This window comes from Sphingobium sp. 15-1 (assembly GCF_013375535.1).
Lineage (GTDB): Bacteria > Pseudomonadota > Alphaproteobacteria > Sphingomonadales > Sphingomonadaceae > Sphingobium > Sphingobium aromaticivastans.
The window spans coordinates 1,228,404-1,251,705 of sequence record NZ_JABXJG010000002.1 but is presented as its reverse complement, the minus strand read 5'-3'; the positions used below and the strand labels follow the sequence as shown (position 1 = coordinate 1,251,705).

The following is a 23,302-nucleotide window of genomic DNA, read 5'->3' as shown; positions in this document are numbered from 1 at the left end:
TCATCCCATGGATGATGGATGCGTCGCGAGACAAGGCGGGTCCATCAGGAGGACTGCCCGGTCATAGTCACATGCCGATCAGGTCGGCCTTGCGCAGCGTATTCTGCACCAGTCGCACTACCGCGACGTCGATCATGATGCCGTCCACCTGAGCGGCGCCCAAGCCCTTGGCCTCCGCCTCGCGATAGGCGGCCTCCATCCTCCGGGCGCGGTCGACATCGGCCTGGGACGGCGAAAACACATCGAGTGCCGGTTCGATCTGCGACGGATGGATGGCCCATTTTCCAACCATGCCGAGCGAACGTGCGCGCATGGCTTCCGATCGATAGGCCGTTTCATCCTTGAAATTGGCGAAGGGACCATCGACGGCGTCAATGCCGACCGAACGGGCCGCCATGGCGATACGGAAGCGCGCATAATGGAATATGTCGCCCGGATAGCTGCCGGTCGCGCCGATATCGTCCGTGTCAATGCCCTGCGAACCGGCATAGTCGCCCATGCCGAAGATCAGGGCTTCGAGCCGGTCGGAAGAACGGGCGATTTCCTCGACATTCTGCAAGGCCTGCACTTCCTCGATCAGCACTTCGATACCGATCCGGTTCTTGAGGCCCAGCTTCTTTTCAAGCTGGGTCAGCATATGGTCCAGAAAGATCACGTCCGCTGCTTTGTACGGCTTGGTCAGCATGATCGTGTCGACATTCTCACCGGCCTTTTCCACGATGGTGATGATGTCATCGTGGCAATATTGGGTGGTGACGTCGTTGATCCGCACGCAACGGGTCTTCTTGCCCCAATCCAGGTTATTGAGCGCATCGGCGATCAGGTCGCGCGCACCGACCTTTGCCGCCGGCGCCACTGCGTCCTCAAGATCGCAGAAGACATGATCCGCGGCGGACGCGGCAGCCTTCTGCAACATCTTCTCGCTGCTGCCCGGAACGGACAACTGCACGCGACGCAGACGAACTGGACGTTTGCTCATGATTCAACCATTCCCTTCTCTTCCTTTTTCCAGGGCTGCGCGAGCGCGCTCATCACCCTGGCTACGACATCTTCATCCAGTCCCGCCTCCCGCAGGCGCAATTCCGTATGCTCGCCAAGATAAGGCCCGCGCCGGACAACCTTTCCGGGCGTGCGAGTCATCTTGATCGGTACGCCAACAATCTTGACGGGTTCCAATCCCGGCTGTTCGACATCGACCAGCATTTCGCGGGCAGCGAAGTGCGGATCGTCGAATATCTCGCTTATGTTGAGAACGGGACCGAACGGAATCTTGCCTCCCAGCATCCGCGAAAGTTCATCCTTGGTGAAAGCGCATGTCCGCGCGCTCAATGCTTCGATCAGCGCGCCCTTGTTCGCGCCTCTCTTGGCATGGTCGAGAAAGCGCGGGTCGTGCGGCAATTCCGGAGCATCAAGGGTCTGGCACAGAAATTCGAAGAATCGATCCTGATGCGCCGCAATGGTGACGAAACCATCCGCAGCGGGATACATGCCGAAAGGGCACAGGAAGGGATGATGGTTACCCTCCGGCCCGGGCACCAGGCCCAGCACGGAATTCTGCCACACCGTCCTTTCGCACACGGCCAGAACCGCATCGACCATGGAAATATCGACAAACTGCCCCTGCCCCGTTCGCCGGGCGTGATGGATAGCTGACAGGACGCCGAAACCCAACATCATTCCGGGAATGATGTCGCCAACGCCGGGACCGACCTTCGTAGGTGTGTTGGGATCCGGCCCCGTGATCGCCATGATCCCGCCCATCGCCTGCGCAACTACATCGAAAGCTGGCCAGTCATTATAGGGCGACTTGCCGGTGCGCGCATCGCCAAACCCGCGCAACGTCCCGTAAACCAAGCGTGGATTGATCTCCTGCAGCACCTCATAGCCCAGGCCCAGACGTTCCATCACGCCAGACCGGAAATTCTCCACCACGGCATCCGCGTCGAGAACGAGCGCCTTAAAGGCGGCTTTGCCTTCCTCGCTCTTGAGATCCAGGCAAACGCTTTCCTTGTTCCGGTCGATGCTCTGGAAATAGCCGCCAAGCAGCTTTTCCTCATCATCCTTCCGAAACGGGCCGCCAGCACGGGTCATGTCCCCTTCCGGCCCTTCAATCTTGATAACGGTTGCCCCATGGTCGGCAAGCATCATCGTGGCATAGGGGCCCGCGAGCATTTGCGTGAGATCGATGATCCGCAAATCCGACAGTGCACCAAAGCTCGATATGGTATCCATGATCTTTCAACCAGCCAGTCGCATGACCGAAGCCCTATGCGTTCGATCCTGTACCCTGATTGAAAGCCGCCATCGCTTATCGCAACCAATAGCGCCATTCAGCGGCGCGGTATTACACCTGTAATTCCACTGCGAGATCGCCTTTATCTCCAGCGCAAACAGAATCGAAAGCATAAAATAGCAATTTACAATAATTATGAGAGAGGATTGCCGGATGAAGCAGGACGTTAGCCGCCATCATGGCCTGGCCGGTTTGCGCGACAGTCCTAATGTCGCCCTGACCATTCTCTTCATCGTCGCGCTTTTCAACTATCTCGACCGGTCGCTGCTCTCGATTCTCCAGATTCCGATCAAGCAGAAACTGGGTCTGAGCGACACGCAACTGGGCGCGTTGACCGGCTTTTCCTTCGCCATTCTCTATGCGGGCGCCGCCGTGCCAATCGCCATGCTGGTCGACCGGAAGAAAAGAACCTTTCTGATGGCGGGCGGGCTAACGCTATGGACGACCATGACGGCACTGACCGGCCTTGCCGGCGGCTTTATCAGCCTGGCCATATTGCGCATGGGCGTGGCGCTGGGCGAAGCGGTGAGCGTGCCCGCGACCCATTCCCTGCTGTCCGACAAATTCCCGTTCGAGCGGCGCGGCAGGGCGTTTTCCATCTGGGCGCTGGCCAGCCCGGTCGGGGTCACGGCCGGCATTGCATTAGGCGGTTGGCTTTCAGACCATCTGGAATGGCGCGAAAGCTTTCTGTTCATCGGGCTAGCCGGCTTCGCCATGGTTCCCCTGCTGCTGTTCCTGCGTGAACCGCAGCGGGGTCGCTTCGAACGTCAAGCCGGATCGGAACCGCCGCTGTCGATCAGCTTCCGGGCAGGCTGCCGCTATCTCTGGAACAGGAAATCCTTTCGCCTGCTGGTGATCGCGGCGACGCTTCATTCCTATTCCTACCAGGCGGTCATGATCTGGATGCCGCCATTTCTGGCCCGCAGCCACGATCTGTCAATGACGCAGATCGCCATATGGAGCGCGATCATGGTGGGACTGGGCGGAGGGATCGGAGCACTCGCTGGTGGCCAGCTCATCGACCGCCTCGTGACAAGGGATATTCGCTCCTATGCTTGGGCGCCCGGCATCGCCACCTTCATCCTGGTGCCCTTCGCGGGCGTGCAATATCTCGCTTCATCCCTGTCCATCACACTGGCGGCGGGCTTTTTCAGCCTCATCGCGGCAAGCTTTTTCATCGCGCCGGTCAACGCGCTGGCCCAGTCCATGGTCCAGGCGAACCTGCGCGGACTGACATCAGCCATTCTTCTCGTCTTTCCCACCGGGATCGGCCTTGGCCTCGGACCGCTCCTGACCGGCGGTTGCAGCGACCTGTTCGTCGCAATCACTGGGAATGCGGAACTTTCCCTGCGCCTGGCGCTCATCCTCGCGCTGTCCGGTTCCCTGATCGCCTCCGTCTTCTTCTGGCGCCTCGGCGTCCGGCTCGGCGAGGAGAATGAAACGGTCATGAAAAATCCCGGCAAGGCATGAAGCCTGCCGGGACTTTTCCCGAAACCGCGGATAAAATAGCGGCGGTTCAGGCCGGCCGGCGCTTCAGCAATATCGTGCGATCCACCTTGGCTATCAACTCGTCGCGCTGGTTGTAGCCATAGTGGCGGAAGATGACGAGCCCGGCATCGGGACGATCGGCATCCCTTTTCTCCAGCACCTCCGAATAGGCGTAGATCGTGTCGCCATGCGTCACCGGGCGTGTCAGCTTGACATTGTCCAGCCCCAGTTCGGCCACCGCATTTTCGCAACAATCCTGCGAAGCGAGCCCGCAGACCATGGAGAAATTGACACCGCCATAGACAACGATCTTGCCGAACGGATGCTTCGCCATCAGGTCTTCGTTGAAATGTCCTTCGGCGGTGTTCATCACCATGTTGGTGATCAGCACATTGTCCAGCGCCGTCACGGTCTTGCCGCGCGCATGCTGGATGACCATGCCCGGTTCGAAATCCTCGAAATAATTGTTCGACCCCGTCAGCTTGTTCATATCCATCAGATCTTGCTCCCCGGGTTGCGCAGTCGAATAAGGTTGGAACGACGGAATGTGACCAGCGTCTCGCCGTCCGGGGTGAAGCCTTCGGTCTTCCATGTGACGATGCCATTTTCCGGATTGCTGTCGGACAGTCGCGCCTCGACCGTTTCGCTCCGGGCCAGGATGGTGGTGCCAGGATAAACCGCCCGATGATAGGTCAGGTCATAGACGCCAAGAAAGGGTCCGCCGATCTCGCTGCAATCCTCGACGCTCAACCCCAGCACGATGTTGAAGACAAGCTGAGGACAGACAACCAGTTCGGGATGCCCCTCCGCCTGTGCGAACGCCCGATTGAAATAGAGCGGATTATAGGCAAGCGTGAGGCTGGCGAAGGTCGTGGCTTCCGTTTCGGTGACGGTACGCCCCCAATGATGGTCGAATTGCTGACCGACGGCAAAATCTTCGAACAATCTTCCCTTCGGCCAGAGCTTTGCCCGCTGTCTGATATCGTCGCTCACCTTTTACTCCCAAATCTACCAGATGTACGTCCGAAACAGCGCGGCTTTCGGACCCAGATTGCATCTAGACATCGGCATGACGGACTTGCCAGCACCAAGAATCTGACGCTCCCGACATTACACATGTATTGCAGCAAGAAACATATAACAGCACGAACTATATAGAGAAAATCAGTTCATCTGCCGTTATGCCCACCAGCTGGCAGCAAAGCCGCCAGCCCCGCATCATATTCTCGCTTCAGCTGGGCGATCAACGCTGCGGTCGGTTGCACGGCGTCAATCGCCCCGATGCCCTGCCCACATCCCCAGATATCCTTCCAGGCCTTGCGGCCGTCTGCAAGAGCCGCAAAATCCATCTTGGAGGGATCTGATTGCGGCAGGTCTTCAAGGTCGAGGCCAGCACGGACGATGCTTGGCTTCAGATAATTGCCATGCACACCGGTAAAGAGATTCGAATAGACGATGTCCGTCGCATCGCAATCGACGATCATCTGCTTATAGTCGTCTACCGCGATAGCTTCGTGCGTGGCGATGAACGCCGAACCCATATAGGCGAAATCCGCGCCCAGAGCACGCGCCGCCAATATGGAGGCGCCGTTGGAGATCGATCCCGACAGCGCCAAAGGCCCGGAAAACCAGCGTCGTATCTCGCTGACCAGAGCAAAGGGCGACGTGACGCCCGCATGACCACCCGCGCCGGCGGCGACCGCGATGAGACCGTCAGCCCCCTTCTCGATCGCCTTGCGCGCGAAAGCGTTGGTCGTGACGTCGTGCAGGACCAGTCCGCCATAGCTGTGAATGGCCTCATTGACGTCCGAGCGGGCGCCCAGCGAGGTGATGACGAGCGGCACTTCATATTTGACGCAGAGGGCCAGATCCTCATCCAGTCGTTCGTTCGTGCGGTGGACGATCAGATTGGCGGCAAAAGGTGCATCATCGGGACCCACTTCGGATTTGAGACGCGCAAACCATTGTTCCAGCACGCCGGCCGGACGCGCGTTCAGCGTTGGGAACGAACCCACAATACCCGCCCTGCACTGCGCGAGCACCAAGTCCAACTGCGACACGATGAACATGGGCGATGCGATGACAGGCAGGGAAAGGCGGCTTTTGATATTTTCGATTGACACAGTTCACCTTTGTTCAGTTTTGGCCCGGCGCTGGCATGCGCTTTCAGAAAATGATGACGGTGCGGATGGATTCCCCCCGCAACATCGCATCGAATCCTTCATTGATCCGTTCCAGCGGCAGCCGCTGGGTGATGAGCGGCTCGAGCTGCAATCGCCCTTCCATCACAAGGTCGACAAGGCCCGGCAATTCGCTGCGCGGGCGGACGTCGCCAAGCATCGACCCTTTCCATGTCCGGCCGTTCAGGATGGTGATCGCCGGAATGCTCAGCGCCTCGTCGGCAGCCCCGGCCCCGATCGCGACGCTCACCCCCCATCCGGGACGGACGCTTTCCAGCGCCTGCACGCCGACCTTCGGATTGCCGATACATTCGAAGCTGTAGTCCGCGCCGCCGCCCGTCATGGCTCGTAGATATTCGACAAGGTCCCCTTCGGCATTCTGGGGCATGACGAAATCCGTCGCGCCGAACTGTCGCGCAAGTGCTTCGCGCCTGTCGTTGATGTCGACGGCGACAATCTGCCGCGCCCCAGCCATGCGCGCCGCCTGAACCACATTCAGCCCGACGCCGCCCAGACCGAAGATGATGACGCTCGATTGCGGCCTGACCTGGGCGGTCTTGAAGACCGCGCCCACCCCGGTCATGTACCCGCATGCGGCATAGCATATGCTGTCGAAGGGCGCGTCCTTGCGGATCTTGACCACCGCGATGTCACGCACGACCGTATGGTTGGCGAATGAGCTGGTGCCCGATTGCATGTATACCGGCTTGCCACGCCAGGTGAAGGGCGTGTCAGTCCGCTCGAAATTCGCGTACATTTCAGAGCACAAATTGGTGCGGCCTGAATTGCAGTTTACGCACTGGCGGCATTCGGGCACCGCGACAGGCATGACATGATCGCCGGGCGCGACACTGTCCACGCCCGGCCCGACCTCCAGCACCACCCCCGCGCCTTCATGGCCCGCAATGGTAGGATAGGGAAATAGTGGAAGGTCGCCGCTGATCTGGTGCCAGTCGGAATGGCAAAGCCCGGTGGCGCGGATTTCTATCAGGACTTCGCCAGGGCCCGGGCCGCGAACATCCACCTCATCCACCACCAGAGGCCTGCCGGGTTCGACACATATCGCGGCGCGGGTCTTCATCTTCAATCCTTCCTGGAGCCCCTAAAATTTGAGACGGGCTTCGACTGTGAACGTGCGGGGCTCTCCCGGAATCTGCACGTTGATCTGATAGATCTCGCCAGCAGGCAGGCCGCCGACGAAATAAGTGCGGTTAAAGGCGTTCTTGACATTGGCCATCAGGGACCAGCCGCTGGCCTTATGCTCGATACCCGCGCGGAAATTCGCGACTGAATAGCCACTTATGACCGTTCCGACATTATTTTGCGACCGGGGGGAGATAAAGGATTTGGTCTGCGCATAGATGTCGCCGTGCAGAATCCCCGTCAGCGAACCGGACAGGGGCATGGCGATGTCAGCATAAAGGATGCCCGTCCATTTCGGCGTATCGGGAACCTGGTCGAACACCTGGTTCTGTCCATTGGCGGAGGCCGGTTCCGAACCGAATTTCGAATTGATATAATTGGCGCTGCCGCCCAGTGTAAGCCAGGAGGCCGGTTCGATCGATCCATCCAGTTCGAACCCGAACGCCCGTCCCTTCGGAACATTGACGGTGACGGCCGCAGGGCCACCGGAAGCCAGCAGCGTATAGGCCGTGCGCTGACTGTTCGATATCCACTGATAATAGCCGGCAACGTTCAGGCGCGTCCTCATGCCCGCCATATTGCCGAAGAATTTTGCGCCCACTTCCACGTCGTCCACCTTTTCCGCCCGGAACTGGTCGCCGCCCACGTCGCCGAAGCCGACGATCGATGGCGATGTCCCGACAAAGCCACCGCTCTTGTAGGCGCGGCGCGTCGCCGCATAGAGGAACAGTTCGTTCGACGCCTGATATTGCAGGCCGAAATTCCAGCTCAGCCGATTATATTTTACCGATTGATCGAGATCGAAGGCCGGGTTGGGCATGACGATGTCGTCGTCGCCCGCCAATTTCTGCTTGCGGACCTTCTCGCTCGTATAGCGCGCACCGACCATCGCCGAGAGGCCAGTGTCCGTCAGCTTATAGGTAATCTGGCCATAGCCCGCATAGGTACGGTTGGTCAGGCGATAATGATCGACCGACAACGCCCCGCCGAACAATATGTCGAAAAAGGCGGACTTCGAGAGGCTGGTATAGCGTTCGTGGGAATAATAGAAGCCCAGCACATAGTCCAACCGCCCGTCGACTGCCTTCCCCTGAAGCTGTAATTCTTCGGACAATTGCTGCGTCAGCGTATGATAGGCTTCGTCGACAGTGCGGCCGGTTTCACCCAGGGCATAAGGGACGCCATCGGATTCAAGGCTGAAAACTTCTTTCAGGCGCGTAAAGCCGAAGATATTCTTGATGATAGTGTCCGGCGCCACGTCGATGGTCGTCGCGTTGGTCAGGATGACATTGTCGGTATTGTACACATTTGCGGCGTCCGAATTGACGACGAACGGCCCCCTGGCCCGTTGTGCCGCGAATTCGCCCTGAAGCCCCGTATCGGGATGCCGGGGATCGGCGAAATAGGCATCGTAAAATTGCGCGGCGACCGCTTCCGACTGACCGGTAAACGCAGCCAGGGTCGCGATGCCGGTTGCCCGGTCGGCCGGCGTCGAGGCGCCCGCATAGAGCAGCGTCGACGGAATAAAGGGGGGCGTACCGGGTGCGCCGAGCGGCAGCAGCCCGCTCAGAACGCCCAGCATGCTAGCGCCCCGTGCGTTATAATAATCCACCATCAATTCGTTGCGAACGGCCGGACCGAACTGCGTCGTCAGGCTGCCGCGAAGGCCATAACGCTTGCCGTCGCCTTCTCTCTCTCCATCCAACAGATTATGCTGGAAGCCGTGACGTTCGGCATAAAAGCCCGCAACCCGCAGCAGCAACTGGTCCGAGACCAGCGGCGTGTTCACCGCCCCCTCGAACTTCAGCGCCCCATGGTCCCCCACCAGCGCACTGCCATATCCCTCGAACGCATTGGTCGGCTTGGCCGTGCTGAACAGGACCGCTCCGCCCGTCGCGCTTCGGCCGAAAAGCGTGCCCTGCGGGCCTTTGAGCACCTGAATCGATTCCAGGTCATAAAATGCCGTCGATCCCCCGATCCACCGATCTGGACTTCGTTGATATAGGGCAGCACGCCGGGCCGGGTGCCGCTGAAGGCATCCTGCGAATTGCCGCGGATCGAATAGTTGAGCTGGTTGGAATTGGTTCCGGCGCGCACCGACAGGCCCGGAACGGAAACACGCAGATCCGCCTCGGAAACAATCTGCGCATCGGCCAGCCTGTCCGCCGACAACACCGCCACGGTTACCGGGGTCCGGGACAGGCTAGTGTCCTTGCGTTGGGCGGTGACGATGATGTCCGCTTCCATCTCCCCCGGTGAAGCGACCTTATCCTGAGCCTGCGCTGATGAAAATGGCACGATCCAGGCCGCGCTGGCCAAAAGAATTGCGTTTCGAAATGCCGACATGTCTGTCCTCCCCTGAAGACCGTTTGGTTCTTGGCGAAGGCATATATTATCTGCAGCATCTTCAAATCGTCTTCGCCACATGACTATCCTGTTATTACATCCGTAATTGCGTTTGGTTTTGTCTTGAATCAATCTTGTGAAATTGAACCAGTGAAAAGGCAAATGCAGCTGACAGGATGTCCTGTCGGCTGCATTTCTCATGTGATAGTCAATCTGGCGTGACTTCCTACCGCAATCGGTTTCGACTTTCTTCGTTTCGACTGCCCATGTCCGATGACGAAGTCTTCAGAACTTCATGCCGATCGAACCGCCGAATGTTCTTGGTGCACCAAGCGAAACCTGGTCCGATCCGAACGACGCCTGGGTATTGGCTCCGCCGATGAGATAGAATTTGTCGAAAATATTATTCGCCCAGAGAGAAATTTCAAAATCGCCTATTTCGTAGAGGATGCGCGCATCGACAGTCGTATATTGCTTCTGCCCATCGCGCGACGCGAAGAATCCGGGGAATGAATTCTTCCCATTCGCCGGATCAAACCAGTAACGGCTGGTATAACTGGCATTTGCGGTCAGCGTCAGCTTGGAATCGCTATCGTCCAGCGCGACAATGTCGATGCCGCTGCGGATCGACAATTTGGGTGCGAAGGGGAACCTGTTTCCGCCCACGTTGAAATTGGACACCTGCTGGTCGATCCCCGACGCATAGCGCGTATTCAAATATGTTCCCTGAAGACTGAGCTTCAACCGGTCCGAAGGCCTGATAGAAAGGTCCAGCTCCGCCCCGTAATTGCGTCCCTTCAGTCCCGCCAACGCAGCATAGGCAGCTGCGGATGTGGGTGGGTTGCAGGTCGGACAGGCCGGAATGTTGATCAGGCTCTGCACCTGCTGGTTCTTCAATTTCATGTAGAAGACGTCAAACGCGAACTGGATCATGGGATTGGGCGATCCCTTGATGCCCGCCTCGATATTCTGGGTTTTTTCGGGACCCACGAAATTCAGCTCGATCGGGCTGAGAAGCTGCACGCCGTTGAATGCGCCGCCGCGATAGCCCTTGCTGTAGCTGGCGTAAAAGCGGACGTCCGGCAGGAATTCATAGGTGACGATGAAACGGCCTGTAACGCCGTCCGTCTTGCGCTTCGCCGTGGGCTGAAGCGGCATCGTGAAGAATCCTGTCGGTGGTCCGCTGACAGAACCGGTCACCAATTCCGTCTGCGCATCCTTGAATTGGATGCTGTCCTTCGTGTAGCGCAGGCCGCCGGTCAGTTCCAATGCATCGGAAAGCGCGTAGGTCACGTCGGCGAATATGCCATAGGTATCACGGATCTGCGTATAACTGTTACGCAAATAGGTGGTGCCGAAGCCGACATTGAATATCTGTTTGAACTTGTCCCATCCATAATTGACGCCGGTGGTCAGTTGAAGCGGCCCGGCGTCATAGAAGATGCGAAGATCCTGACTGGCCTGGTCGGTGCGCGGGAAAATGTCCGACCGGCAAATTTGGACCGGGGTTGAATCGCAATCGTTCGACACCCGTCCCTTGGCCTTTCCATAGGAACTGATCGACGTCAGCGACACATCGCCCATGTCCCAGTTGAGGGTCAGGCCGCCATAATAGTTTCTGGCGCTATGCGGGGCGAAGAAATCCAGTTCCGCTTCATATTTCGAAAGCCCAGCCCTGGAATAATAGCCCACATCATCGCCCGGAGCCACGCCAACGGGAATGGCCGCTGGGATCGATCCTTTGAAATCCGTATAGTAGAGACCCAATGTGGCCTTGAAATTGGAAGTGGGTTTATAGGCCAGAAGGAACCTGCCCGCGGTTGTGTTGTCGGATCCGAATGTGTCCGGTCCGGTCGCCCCCACATTTTTGACATAGCCGTTTCTCTGGGTCTGGAGAAACGCCACCCTGATCCCCAGAACATCGTCGATCAGCGTCAGGTCGGACGCGCCGCGCAGTTCCAACCGGTCGTAATTTCCATATCCGACACTGATATTTCCATGATACTGTCCACCTTGCAGTCCTGGCTGGTTGGAAATGAAGTTTATCGCGCCGCCGGTCGTGTTGCGTCCATATAATGTCCCCTGCGGACCTTTGAGGACTTCCACGCGGCTGAGATCGAACATCTGCGATCCCGGATAAGTCGTGAACGTCTGGTATATTTCGTCCTGATACAGGCCTACGGGGACGAGCACGTTGAGATTATAGTTGTTCGCAGGACCGATGCCCCTGATCGACAGATTTTGCCCTAGGCCGCCCGTGACTGACGTCACCCTCAAATCCGGCACCAACGCCATCAATTGGTCCTTGGTCGTGATGTTGCGCTGCGCCAGTTCATCGCCCGCCGTCGCCAGGATCGCGGCAGGAACGTCCGAAAGCCGCTGCTCCCGCTTCTGCGCGGTCACGACAATATCGGCGATGGCCGCCCGGTCGCCGGAACCGGACACCTGCTGCGCCAGGGCCGGAACGGCCGCCGCAGAAAACACCACAGTGCCCATCAGAAATGCGCGCAGACTTGTTTTGTGAATTACCATATATCCTCCCCTTTCCGAAGCCGATCCAAAAATCGCCTATGGAATACCGTCTAATTGGCTATGTTAATCAGCGGTCATTTTTAGGGGATATTACTTACTTTCCTGCGGGCATCATCAGCAAGACACATGCTATCAAAGCAAAACTTCCATCACGTTCATGATCTTTGCACTCCCGGTTAGCGCACGCCTCCCGGCTCCCCTAGGGTCAGGCTAGGAGAGCAGCCAGTGGGTCCAGAATTCGACTATATAATCGTGGGGGGCGGCAGCGCGGGATGTGTGCTGGCCAACCGGCTGTCACGGGACACGAGGCACACCGTCGCACTGATCGAGGCCGGGCCGCCGGACAGAAATCCGTTCATTCACATCCCGGCCGGCTATGTCATCAATCTCGGCAGCAAGCGGCTGGACTGGCGATATGAAACCGAGCCGGAGCCCGAACTGGAGGGCCGCCGGATAGGCTGGCCGCGCGGCCGCGTCCTGGGCGGCTCGTCCGCCTTGAACGGGTTGATGCACGTCAGAGGCCAGCAAGAGGATTATGACGGGTGGAAGGCTACCGGCAACGATGGCTGGGGCTGGCACGATGTCCTGCCTTATTTCGAACGGCTGGAGGATCATGGACATGCCGCGCCAACGCGCGGAACGGGCGGGCCGCTAAATGTCGAAACGACGCCGCCCGACCTGATCTCGGACGCATTTTGCGACGCGCTGTCGTCCATGGGGCTTTCCGGGCGCGACATCAATGCCGGCCAGCAGGAAGGCTACGCCTATGTCGAAAAGACGACACGGTCGGGCCTGCGTCAATCGTCCGCCGTCGCCTATCTGAAACCAGTCCGTCATCGCAAGAATCTGACGGTCTTCACCGACACATTGGCGGAAAGGATCATTTTCGAAGGCAAACGCGCGCGCGCCATCCTGTGCCGGTCGAAGGGCGCGGTTCACACAATCCGATGTCGCGGCGAAATCATCCTGTCGGGCGGCGCGATCAATTCTCCCCAACTGCTTGAACTTTCGGGAATAGGCGATCCGGCGATCCTCGCCAGATACGGCATCGATCCCGTCCATCCCGCGACCCGCGTGGGCGAAAATCTGCAGGATCATTATGCGGCCTTCGCGACCTACCGCGTAAGTCAGCCAGTAACGCTCAACCAGCGCGCATCGGGCTGGCCGCTGGTCAAGGAAATTGCGAAATTCCTTCTCTTCCGGGACGGGCTGCTCACCCTCGCCCCCGGCGCGCTTCTGGCCTTCATGAAGTCCCGACCAGGTCTATACCGTCCCGACATCCAGATCGGCATCATCCCCGGATCGCGCAATCCGCACAGCAATGCGCTTGAAAAGGAACCGGGCATGACCTGCGCCGCATTGCAGATGCGTCCCGAAAGTCGGGGGTCCATTCACATCCGCTCCGCCGATCCGGGCTCAGCGCCGATCATCAGGGCAAATTATCTGGCCGCCGAAGAGGATCGCCGGGTGACGGTCGACGCCCTGAAGATCTGCCGGGAAATCGTGGCTCAACCGGCGCTGGCGCCGTTCAGGGGGAACGAAACCATGCCCGGCCTGTCCCTGCGGACGGATGAAGAGCTGTTGTCTTATGCCCGGACGGCGGGGTCCACCGTCTACCATCCTGTCGGCACATGCGCGATGGGTCCCGGCCCGGACGATGTGGTGGACCATCGGCTGCGCGTGCGCGGGGTGGAGGGGCTGCGCGTCGTCGACGCGAGCATCATGCCGACCCTGGTATCGGGCAATACCAATACGCCCACGATCATGATCGCCGAAAAGGCATCCGACCTCATTGCCGCTGACCTGAAGATTTAGGCGGCCACCAGATCAGCATTACCGATAACTTATTGGAGATTGTCATGTCTCAACAGTTGGAAAACGATATCGATCAGAATGTCGGGGCCAAACTCATGCGGATCAACGGCCGCTCGGTTCCGGCGCTGTCGGGAAAGACGATCGACATTCACGATCCCAGCACCGGGCGGATCATCGGCACGACCCCAGATGGCTCCGCCGCCGATGTCGACAGCGCGGTCCAGGCCGCATCGCGCAGTTTCCAGTCCGGGGTCTGGCGGAAAATGCCCGCCGCCGAGCGCGCAAAAATCCTGTGGCGCGCCGCCGACCTGATCGAAAGCCATGCGGACGAGATCGGCCGCCTCGAGGCGCTCAACAGCGGCATGCTCCACAGCATGGCGCGGTACATGCCGGCGGCATCGGCCGAATATTTTCGCTATTATGCGGGTTGGGCGACGAAGATCCACGGGATCACATCCAACGTATCGCTGCCCGGCATGCCCCTGCACGCCTATACGCTCAAGGAACCCGTCGGCGTATGCGGATTGATCGTACCATGGAATTTCCCGCTGACCCTGGCGTCGACCAAATTGGCCGCGGCATTGGCCGTGGGCTGTTCATGCGTGTTGAAACCTTCGGAAGAAACCCCCTTCACCGCGCTGAGGCTTGCCGAGATCCTGGAAGAAGCCGGTCTGCCGCCGGGCGTTCTGAACGTCGTGACGGGCTATGGCGAAACCGTCGGCGCCGCCATCGCCGCGCATGATCAGGTCGCGAAGGTCGCCTTCACCGGATCGACCGCGGTCGGCAAGGCGATTGTACGGGCGGCGGCCGGAAACCTCAAGAAGGTCACGCTCGAGCTGGGCGGCAAGTCCCCGGTCATCGTTTTGGACGATGCCGATCTGGATGCATCCGCGGCTGGCATTGCCGCCGGCATTTTCCAGCGTTCCGGCCAGGTCTGCGTGGCCGGTTCGCGCCTTTATGTCCAACGCAAATCCTTCGACCGCGTCGTGGGCGCGATTGCCGAAGCGGCCTCCGGGATGCGCGTCGGGTCGGCATTCGATCCCGACGCAAACATCGGGCCGCTCATTTCCCTGCGGCAGCAGGAGCGCGTTGCCGACCTGATCGCCAGCGGCAAGACGCAGGGCGGCAACGTCGTGCTGGGCGGCAATGCCTCCGAAAATGGCGGATATTTTGTCGATCCCACCATCGTCACGCATCTGCCCAACGAAGCGCGCCTGTTGAAGGAGGAGGTTTTCGGACCGGTATTGGTCGCGTCTCCCTTCGACGAACTGGACGATGTGCTGCACGATGCAAATCAGAGCCAATATGGCCTCGCCGGCTATGTATGGACACGGGACATCGCCAAGGCGCATCTGACGGCGGAAAGGCTGGAGGCGGGCCTTGTCTGGCTGAATTGCGCCATGGTTTCCGACCCGTCCCTGCCCGCCGGCGGCTACAAGCAATCGGGCTGGGGTCGCGAACTGGGCCGCGAGGGGCTCGACGCCTATCTGGAAACAAAGTCCGTCGTCGCTTCACTCGGCTGACCGGGCGAGTGCCGGGATGGGAATCCAAGGATTTCCACCCCGGAAAGTCATTGGACAATCTTCGCAAATGGAGCGTGCATGGACAGACCCGACTATATTGTCGTCGGCGCCGGGGCGGCGGGATGCGTGATCGCCGCTCGGCTGAGCGAGGATTCACGTCGGCAGGTTGTCCTGCTGGAGGCAGGCGGCGCGGAACATCATCCCTGGATCAGCGTGCCGGGCGCAGTCATGTATGCGCTTGCCACACCGAAATTCGACTGGGGATTTCATTCCGAACCTGACCCCACGCGCTGCGACAGAACCGAACATTGGCCAAGAGGGAAGGTGGTCGGCGGCAGCACCTCCATCAACGGCATGGTGTTCGTGCGCGGGCAGCAGGCGGACTTCGACGATTGGGAAAAGGCAGGCGCGCAAGGCTGGTCCTATCGCGACGTTCTTCCCTTCTTCAAGCGTGGGGAACGAACCCTGTTGGGCGACGACGCGACCAGAGGACGTGACGGGCCGGTGAACATTGTGGAAGCATGGCGCATTCCCGAAGCCACCCAGCGGTTCATCGACGCGTGCGAAAGCATCCAGATCATGAGGACCCCGGACTATAACGGCGCCAGTCAGGAAGGCGTCGGCCCCTGTCAGGCCAATGTCCGTCGCGGCCGCCGGGACGGCGCGGCCCGCGCCTATTTGAGGCCCGCGCTCAGGCGCAGCAATCTGCGCCTGATGAAGCGAGCGCAGGCAACACGCATCCTCTTCGACGGGAAAAAGGCGATCGGGGTCGAATATCAGACCGGCGGATCGCGCCATCGGCTCTATTGCAATCGCGAGGTCGTTTTAGCTTGCGGCGCTATCGGCTCCCCTCACCTTCTCATGCTCTCGGGGATCGGCCCGTCCGCCTCGCTTGCCCGGCATGGCATCCCGATTGTCCATGACAATCACAATGTCGGCATGAACCTGATAGATCATCCGGCCTGCGTCATCGCGCGCAACGTCACCATGCGCTCCCTCAACCGCGAAGGAAAGGGGCTTCGCCGGCTTTGGAACGCCGCCCGCTGGATGGCATTCCGGTCCGGCCCGGCCACCGCCATCGCTTCCCAGGGACTCGCGTTCGCCCGGACATTGTCGTCATCGCCCTATCCGGACGTACAGATCACCTTCAGCAGCAGCGCCTATACATTTGCCGGCGGCAAGGTGCGGCTTGCGGACACGGATGGCGTTATGATGTGCGTCAATGTCAGCCGTCCCGAAAGCCGCGGCCATATCGAACTACGCTCTGCCGATCCTTTCGATGCGCCCGCCATTTTTCCGAAAATGTTCGATGATCCCGCCGACCTCGAAACCCTGCTCCGCGGCACGCGCTTGGCGGAACGGCTATTCTCGACGCCTTCGTTCAAGGACGTCGTTACAGGATCGGACAGCGCCGCCGAAGGACAGACAGACGACGAACTGCGCGCGTTTCTGCGTGCCAATTCCAACATCATCTATCATCCGGCGGGAACCTGCCGCATGGGCGGTGACGATGCGGTCGTGGACCCCCGGCTCCGCGTCAATGGCATTGCGAACCTGCGCGTCGCCGACGCATCGATATTTCCGTCGATGGTCAGCGGGAACACCAACGCGGCCAGCATGATGATCGGCGAAAAAGCCGCCGATATCATAGCGAAGGATGAAAGCTCTTCCGACCGGAAATGACGGAAATCCGTCGAATGCCAAAAAGGCTGGCGCGGCCAAGCCGATGCGCCCCGGGAGCGCATTGCAAGACCGCGCCAGCCCTCCCCCTCAACCGGTGATCTGCCTGCCCAGGAACCGCCGCGCGATGATCCATTTCTGAATCTCGTTGGCGCCTTCGTAGATTTCGCCGATCTTGGCGTCGCGATAGATCGCCTCGAGCTGTTTTTCTTCCCCGGTGCCGCCCATGGTCCGAACGAAGCCATAGGCTCCGCTGACCTGAATCGCATCACGCACGACATCGACGGCCAGACGCGATCCGGCAACCTTTGCCATCGCGGCCAGCATCTCGACATTTTCTCCGGCGTCGAACATCGCGCCGGCCTTTTCATAGAGTGAACGCGCCTGCTCGATGGCAATGGCGTGATCGGCAAAGGTCATTTGCCAATGCTGGAAGCCACCCAGCTTCTGTCCGAAAACCTCTCGCGTCCGCATATGGTCGGACGCGATATCGAACGCGGCTTGCGCCATGCCTATCCCCACCGCGCCGATGCCCATTCTACCGAGCATCAATGCGCCCAGGGCGGCGCGCAGGCCGCCACCGACCTCGCCGACCACATGGTCATCCGCCACGAAGCTGCCATCGAACCTGACGTCCGAGGTCAGTTGGGGGCGATTGCCCATCTTCTGGTCGGGATCGGCGACCGACACGGCATTGTCATGCATGTCGAGCAGGAACAGGGATTGAGACTTGTCCCCCGTCCTGGCGAGCACGAGCATGTAGTCGGCGGCGACGGCATTGGTTATCCAGCGCTTCGTCCCGCTAATCCGCCATCCGCCATCGACCTTGCGGGCCACCGTCTGCATGGCGCCGGGCGACAGGTCGGTGGACGCGGCGGGTTCGCTCGTGGCGAAGCTGCACACGATCTCGCCGCGGATCATGCGCGGCAGATATTGCTGCCGCAAAGCCGGGCTGGCGCGATCCAGCGTCTGTCCGACCAGAATGAGCGGCGCATCCAGCAAGGCGGAAGCGATACCGGAGGAGAAATAGGCCACTTCCTCAATGGCGACGAGCAGGGACAAGGTCGGGTGCTCAAGTCCGCGTCCGCCCACATCGCGCGCAAAGGGAATGCCCAATATACCTGCCTTCGCGAACGTTTGGAGGACCGCGCGGGGGAAGTTGGTGCGGCTCTCTACCGCTCCGTTCAGATCATGCGCAATGGGGCCCAACAGCTGCTCGCAAAGTTGCCGGACTTCCCCGCGCACTGCCTTGACCTCATCGGGCAGGAAAAAGTCCGCGCGCAACTGATCTCCCGCACGATCAGCCATAATATTCGCTCCCTTGCAGCAGGCCGTCCAGAAAGATCGTCAGGCCGGCGTACCGTGACGACGGGCGATTTTCAGCGCCGCGTCTGCAACGCATGATAATTATATTGCGCCCTCGCTTCGCGAAGATCCGCGCCATTTTCCACCGCGGCCCGGATCGCTTCCTCAGCCTCGTGGATTTCGCTCGCCACTTCCAGCACGGCCTCTAGCGAAACCTGGGGCACGACCACGATCCCGTCGCCATCGCCCCGCAACCAGTCGCCGGGGCGGACACGGATGCCGCCGATCTGGACAGGTTCCTGCGTCGCTTCCAGCCGGACGCGATCCTTGCCCGTGCGCATCCAGTTGCCGCGCGCGAACAGGGGATAGCCAAGAGCCAAGGCGCGATCCACGTCGCGGCAAATGCCATCGATCACCGTGCCGGAAATCTTGCGGCGCGACGCCGTCGCCGTCAACAGGTCGCCCCAGACCGTGACATCGGTCCGGCCTCCATTGTCGATCACGACGACCGAGCCTTCCTCGATATCGTCGATGAAATCGCCGACGGTGCCGCCTTCATGGCCGATGGGGGCGTAACGCAATGTCCACGCCTGACCCACCAGGCTGAAGCTGCGATCGAGCGGCATGATCCCCGCGCATTGGCAGGCTATGCCAAGGCGGTCCATAGCATCGCTCAAATCCGTGCAGCTGAGCGATCCCAGGCGGTGTGCGACAGAGGAACCCACGTGCTTCAATCCTTCTTCAACATTGTTTCATAATTGGCGCCCATCACCTCGACGAGCGGTTTTCCGGATCGCACCGCATCGGCCATGAGTTGCTCCTTGCGGACGATCGTCTCGGCCTTTTCCAGCACCTCCTCGATCCGGTCGGAGGGGATGAAGGCGACGCCGCTGCCATCGGCGATGACCAGATCGGCGGGCGAAACCGTCACGTCGGCAATGGCGACCGGCACATTCCAGTCATGTTCGATCACCCGCCCCCGCGCGGTTCTTGCGGTCGTTCCGAGCGCATAGATGGGCAGGCCCATCTCCCTCGCCTCGTCAATGTCACGGCACGCGCCATTGATCACCACGCCCCGCGCGCCCTGACGCTTCGCGCCGAGAGACAATATTCCCCCCCAGCCCGCGACATCGAGACGACCGCCATGTGCGACGACAATCACATCATCGGGTCCGGAGGCATCGACCGCCGATGTCCCCAGATGCCGTTTGGTGGCCCTGCCATCATCCTCGCCGAGTTGCACGGTGATGACCCTGCCCGTCACCTTCCCGGGCGCACTGAAGGCGCGGAGCCCCTGCGTCAGTCCGGAAATGCCGAGGGCGTCGAGGGCGTCGGATACGGCGCAGCAATCCAGCCTTGCCAGACGTTCCAGATGATCGGCACGGGAATCTTCAGCCATGGGAATATCCTCAATCCTCGGGAGCGATAATGGCGTGGAGACCGGCCAGGTCCGCATTCAGCACGATCTGGCAGGCCAGGCGCGAACTGGATTGCCGGTGCGCGGAACTGTCGAGCAGATCGTCCTCATCTCCCTTCATCGGCTCCAGCAATAAAATCTGCGCATCGTCGACATAGACTTGGCAGGTGGAGCATGAGCAGCATCCGCCACACAGCGCCAGCATCTCGTCGAAGCCGGAGTTGCGAATGGCCTCCATCAGCGTAACGCCTTCCTCGGCCTCGATCGCCTTCGTCTCTCCACTGCGAGAGGTAATGTTCAATCTCATCAAATTTACCTTCTGGTCTCAGCAAAGCCAGGCACGGGCCAAGTCCCGGATGTCATTCCGCCACGGCAAGAAAGTCGCATTGCGCCAGCATCCCTCCAGGCAAGTCATATGTCATGACGTGCCGAGCAGGCCGGGAAGCGGGATCGGGGAAATGGGCAAGCCACAGCTCGTTGATATGCAGGGTGCATTCACGGCTGGTTACCCAGAATGTCATCTTGACGATGCGTTCAGCCGAAACACTAGCGGCCTGCGCCACCGCCATGACATTCGTGAACATCAGCTTCACCTGACCTGCGGCATCGGCCGGCATCACGCCGGTCTCGCGGTCGACGCCCCGAATGCCGCCCGACGCCACGATATTGCCGACCCGCGATGCAGCCGGGATCGGAAAGCCGGGATGGCCCAGCCCTTCCACTTCAATGCTTTGCCGGGTCATTGTTCTTCCTTCAAAATACCCGGTAGGCCGTATATGGCCAGCGTCGTCTCGCCTGCGCGCAGCCTGCGGAAATAATCCTGCTCCGCCGCGTCGCGGGCGCGGCTTTCTGCGACGGTCGCCTCCGCCCTGTCGGCGGGCACGATCATGACGCCGTCATCATCGGCAATGACGAGGTCTCCGGCCTCAACGGTGATGCCGCCGATAGCGACCGCGCCGCCGATCTGGCCCTTGCCCAGCGGGTCCTTGCCCGTGCCCCGGATGCATATGTTCGACGCGAAGACCGGAAAGCCTATTTCGGCCATCCTCGCGGCGTCGCGAACGCCGCCATGAATGACCAGCCCCCGGATTCCGACCGACTGGGCGGCAACCGCCATGACTTCCCCCCAATGGCCGAATTCGGCCGCATCCCCGCAGTCGATCACCAGCACCGCCCCAGCGGGCGCTGCATAAATGGCATGGTGGAGAAACAGATTGTCACCCGGCGGCGACTGGACCGGGTAAGCCGGGCCGCAGAGTTTCAGACCAGGCGCCACCGGCTTGATGATCGAGGGCAAGGCGCCGATCTTGCCGCTCGCTTCATGCACCGTGGCGCTCGAAAGGCCGGCTGCGGACTCAAAGTCAAAAGCCACGATCAGCCTCCTCGGCCATGCAAACGCCGCGCCTCATTTCCAGACTCCGAAACCCAGCCCTATGCCGGTGCCCGCTTCGGTCCTGTACACCGGCATATATTCCGACCAGCTGTAGCGAAGGTGGCTGAACGCCCCACCTGCCATGATCCAGCACAAAATCTCGGACGAGCCCGCGCGCAGGGCCTCCATCGGCACCGCACCGAGCGCATCGCGATCATGCTGCTTGAGCGCCTCCAGCACTTGCAGATCAAGCGCCTCGTCCGTGACGAAATGGCTCAGTCCACCCGACGCGACCACGGCGACGCGCAACGAATCCGGCATCGCCTCCACGACCTGCCGCATCAGTTCGCCGATAAGATAGCAGCGGCCTGGCCGGATGACATTAGGCGGATAATAGGTGTTGAGCAGGATGGGAACGACGGGCACTTTGCCTTCGTCGAGCAAACGGCGGGCCACAAAGCCGAAGGCATGCCCGAATGCCGCTTTCCTGGGGTCATTCACAGAGGATGCGACGCCCAGATCGACACCCGCATCCATCAGCCCTTCCACCAGTCGCAAGGCGAAATCCGGTGCGCCGGGGAAGCGGTTCGTCGTTTCCATGGCATAGCCGCCGATGGCCTGTTCCATCCAGGACGGCGGCTGGCTCACAATCTCGCCAAGGGGCCTCATGACCACTTCGTCACCATAATAGATGGCGAGGGCGGGCGTATTCCCGGCCTTGTACAACTCCTCCTGATCATCTCCGACGATGAGCACCACATCCGGCCGAGCCGCCCGGACCTCCGCCGCCAGCCGGTCGAGGGCGGGGCCGGTCTTCGCCGCCTGAGCTTCCAGACTGGCGACGCCCGCCTCCGCCGCATAACGGGGACCGCGCTCCAGCAGGAGCTGGTCATAGGTGACCGAACGCCCATCGGACAGCGTCAGCTCCGGATTGCGCTTGTCATCCTCGGCGCGCTCGCGCCAAGTCCCGGCATCGAAGGTCAGAAGCGGCGAATGCGATGTGCATATGCCGAGTATGATCTCAGCCATCGAGGCGCCCTTCCACGATATCCTGCGGAATCCGCGTAAACACCTTGAGCGCATTGTCCTGATAGAGCTTGCGCCGGTCCTCGGCGGTCAGCGTGTCCAGATTGTCGATCGTGAATTTCAGATCGTCCATGGGGCGTCCCGTCTTGAGGTCGATTCCGCCGCCGCTGCCCGGCCGTTCAGTGCCGAACAGGCATCGATCCACCCCGACCTTCCCGAACAGCAGCTTCATCGATTCCGGATCGTGGACATCCGTGTCGAAATAGAATTTCTTAAGCACATCATCGAAGGTCACCAGTTCGTCGGGCGCCTGCGGCAGCGGCTTTCCAGCCTTCGCCGCCGCCTGAAGATCCTTGAAGAAGGCCGCAATGGACGGGTTTTCGGAAGCCTGAGTCATCAGCCAGTGCGAACGCCAGCGGCCGATCTGGTAGGGAATAGCGCCGCCGCCGTGCGAAACGATGATCTTCAGGCCAGGATGCCGTTCGAAGATGTCGGTATGCGACAGCTTCGTGATCGCCATGCTTTCCTCGGTCGCGAAATGCTCGTCATAGGTTTCCCGGCCGCAGCATCCGGCGCTGTGGATCAGCGCCGGCACGTCCATCTCCGCGAGCTTCTCCCACAGCGGATACCAATATTCCTGGCCGATATGCGGGGAATCACCCTTGCCTTCGCTCGGGTCCGGGTTGAGGAGGATGCCGACGAAGCCCAGTTCGTTGATGCAGCGATCCAGTTCCTCAAACACCGTCTCGATCGGCAGTCCGTTGACCTGGGGCAATGCGGCCATGCCGCGAAAACGCTTGGGATACTTCTCCACATTGGCGTGGATGATGTCGTTCTGGAGCCGGACCCACAGGTTCACATCGTCGAAACGGTGATGCGAATGCATGAGCGTGAACGGACGCGGCGAAATGATCTGCATGTCCGTACCGACATCGTCCATCGTGGCGATGTTCTTTTCAAGCGCGGCATCGAGGTCGGCCTGCGGCAGCATGGCCTGCAACCATTTCAGCGAGTGCTGGCCGCCCGACACCTCAAGCCCCGCCCTGATCCCCAGAAGCGAAAGCGGAGTCACGAGATGGGCATGGGAATCAATGATCATTCGGATACCTGCATGGCTGACTGATGGCGAATTGCGCGTGGACATCGGGTAGGCGTTCAGGGCAGGTTTGGCTTGCTTGACAT

General features: G+C 60.3%; 21 protein-coding genes. 4 read left to right on the top strand and 17 right to left on the bottom strand.

Annotation, left to right across the window (positions count from 1 at the left end; translation table 11 throughout):
• Window positions 1-67: 67 nt before the first annotated feature.
• Both HUK72_RS21705 and HUK72_RS21700 read right to left on the bottom strand, forming a co-directional pair.
• A complete protein-coding gene (locus tag HUK72_RS21705; protein WP_176590550.1) occupies window positions 68-979 on the bottom strand; it encodes a CoA ester lyase in 912 nt (303 codons plus the stop codon).
• The gene (locus tag HUK72_RS21700; protein WP_176590549.1) at window positions 976-2,232 is read right to left on the bottom strand and encodes a CaiB/BaiF CoA-transferase family protein; all 1,257 of its coding nucleotides are present in this window, start codon (window positions 2,230-2,232) and stop codon (window positions 976-978) included. The genes HUK72_RS21705 and HUK72_RS21700 overlap by 4 nt, the downstream gene beginning before the upstream one ends.
• 214 nt (window positions 2,233-2,446) lie before the next feature.
• On the opposite strand from HUK72_RS21700, the gene HUK72_RS21695 reads away from it, so the two are divergent.
• On the top strand, window positions 2,447-3,763 hold the full coding sequence (locus HUK72_RS21695; protein ID WP_176598632.1) for an MFS transporter: 1,317 nt from the start codon (window positions 2,447-2,449) through the stop codon (window positions 3,761-3,763).
• Between the two features lie 46 nt (window positions 3,764-3,809).
• Here the strand turns inward: HUK72_RS21695 and HUK72_RS21690 are convergent, their stop codons facing one another.
• The 7 genes from HUK72_RS21690 to HUK72_RS21665 all read right to left on the bottom strand — a co-directional run bounded on the left by HUK72_RS21690 (window position 3,810) and on the right by HUK72_RS21665 (window position 11,982).
• Complete coding sequence (locus HUK72_RS21690; RefSeq protein WP_255325906.1) at window positions 3,810-4,271, bottom strand: MaoC family dehydratase; 462 nt, start codon at window positions 4,269-4,271, stop codon at window positions 3,810-3,812.
• Window positions 4,272-4,276: 5 nt separating this feature from the next.
• Window positions 4,277-4,774, bottom strand: a complete 498-nt coding sequence (locus tag HUK72_RS21685) for a MaoC family dehydratase (RefSeq protein ID WP_176590545.1) — start codon at window positions 4,772-4,774, stop codon at window positions 4,277-4,279.
• A gap of 176 nt (window positions 4,775-4,950) precedes the next feature.
• Window positions 4,951-5,850, bottom strand: a complete 900-nt coding sequence (locus HUK72_RS21680; RefSeq protein ID WP_218036200.1) for a nitronate monooxygenase family protein — start codon at window positions 5,848-5,850, stop codon at window positions 4,951-4,953.
• 97 nt (window positions 5,851-5,947) lie between these two features.
• Complete coding sequence (locus HUK72_RS21675; RefSeq protein WP_176598631.1) at window positions 5,948-7,042, bottom strand: zinc-binding dehydrogenase; 1,095 nt, start codon at window positions 7,040-7,042, stop codon at window positions 5,948-5,950.
• A 21-nt stretch (window positions 7,043-7,063) separates the two neighbouring features.
• A complete protein-coding gene (locus tag HUK72_RS21670; protein WP_255325957.1) occupies window positions 7,064-8,686 on the bottom strand; it encodes a TonB-dependent receptor in 1,623 nt (540 codons plus the stop codon).
• A 221-nt stretch (window positions 8,687-8,907) separates the two neighbouring features.
• Window positions 8,908-9,651, bottom strand: coding sequence for a TonB-dependent receptor plug domain-containing protein (locus HUK72_RS27395; protein WP_255325905.1), 744 nt, complete (start codon window positions 9,649-9,651; stop codon window positions 8,908-8,910).
• An 84-nt stretch (window positions 9,652-9,735) separates the two neighbouring features.
• On the bottom strand, window positions 9,736-11,982 hold the full coding sequence (locus HUK72_RS21665; protein WP_176598629.1) for a TonB-dependent receptor: 2,247 nt from the start codon (window positions 11,980-11,982) through the stop codon (window positions 9,736-9,738).
• Between the two features lie 225 nt (window positions 11,983-12,207).
• Between HUK72_RS21665 and HUK72_RS27685 the strand changes: the two genes are divergently transcribed.
• The 3 genes from HUK72_RS27685 (at window position 12,208) to HUK72_RS21650 (ending at window position 17,003) form a co-directional block, all read left to right on the top strand.
• A complete protein-coding gene (locus tag HUK72_RS27685) occupies window positions 12,208-13,797 on the top strand; it encodes a GMC family oxidoreductase N-terminal domain-containing protein (protein WP_176598628.1) in 1,590 nt (529 codons plus the stop codon).
• 44 nt (window positions 13,798-13,841) lie between these two features.
• Entirely contained in the window at window positions 13,842-15,320 is a 1,479-nt protein-coding gene (locus tag HUK72_RS21655) for an aldehyde dehydrogenase (RefSeq protein WP_176598627.1), read from the top strand.
• A gap of 78 nt (window positions 15,321-15,398) precedes the next feature.
• A complete protein-coding gene (locus HUK72_RS21650; protein WP_176590538.1) occupies window positions 15,399-17,003 on the top strand; it encodes a GMC family oxidoreductase in 1,605 nt (534 codons plus the stop codon).
• A gap of 87 nt (window positions 17,004-17,090) precedes the next feature.
• On the opposite strand, the gene HUK72_RS21645 is transcribed toward HUK72_RS21650, so the two are convergent.
• The 8 genes from HUK72_RS21645 to HUK72_RS21610 form a co-directional block, all read right to left on the bottom strand.
• On the bottom strand, window positions 17,091-18,308 hold the full coding sequence (locus tag HUK72_RS21645; protein WP_176590537.1) for an acyl-CoA dehydrogenase family protein: 1,218 nt from the start codon (window positions 18,306-18,308) through the stop codon (window positions 17,091-17,093).
• A gap of 71 nt (window positions 18,309-18,379) precedes the next feature.
• A complete protein-coding gene (locus tag HUK72_RS21640) occupies window positions 18,380-19,030 on the bottom strand; it encodes an RraA family protein (RefSeq protein WP_176598626.1) in 651 nt (216 codons plus the stop codon).
• 5 nt (window positions 19,031-19,035) lie between these two features.
• Window positions 19,036-19,704, bottom strand: coding sequence for an RraA family protein (locus HUK72_RS21635; RefSeq protein WP_176590535.1), 669 nt, complete (start codon window positions 19,702-19,704; stop codon window positions 19,036-19,038).
• 10 nt (window positions 19,705-19,714) lie between these two features.
• A complete protein-coding gene (locus HUK72_RS21630) occupies window positions 19,715-20,032 on the bottom strand; it encodes a 2Fe-2S iron-sulfur cluster-binding protein (RefSeq protein WP_176590534.1) in 318 nt (105 codons plus the stop codon).
• 49 nt (window positions 20,033-20,081) lie between these two features.
• Window positions 20,082-20,465 carry a RidA family protein gene (locus tag HUK72_RS21625; protein WP_176598625.1) on the bottom strand — a complete coding sequence of 128 codons (384 nt, stop codon included), beginning with the start codon at window positions 20,463-20,465 and terminating at the stop codon, window positions 20,082-20,084.
• Window positions 20,462-21,094, bottom strand: coding sequence for an RraA family protein (locus HUK72_RS21620; RefSeq protein ID WP_176590532.1), 633 nt, complete (start codon window positions 21,092-21,094; stop codon window positions 20,462-20,464). The genes HUK72_RS21625 and HUK72_RS21620 overlap by 4 nt, the downstream gene beginning before the upstream one ends.
• A gap of 33 nt (window positions 21,095-21,127) precedes the next feature.
• On the bottom strand, window positions 21,128-22,123 hold the full coding sequence (locus tag HUK72_RS21615) for an extradiol ring-cleavage dioxygenase (RefSeq protein ID WP_176598624.1): 996 nt from the start codon (window positions 22,121-22,123) through the stop codon (window positions 21,128-21,130).
• Window positions 22,116-23,219 carry an amidohydrolase family protein gene (locus HUK72_RS21610; protein WP_176598623.1) on the bottom strand — a complete coding sequence of 368 codons (1,104 nt, stop codon included), beginning with the start codon at window positions 23,217-23,219 and terminating at the stop codon, window positions 22,116-22,118. Before HUK72_RS21610 ends, HUK72_RS21615 begins: the two co-directional genes overlap by 8 nt.
• Between the last annotated feature and the right edge of the window lie 83 nt (window positions 23,220-23,302).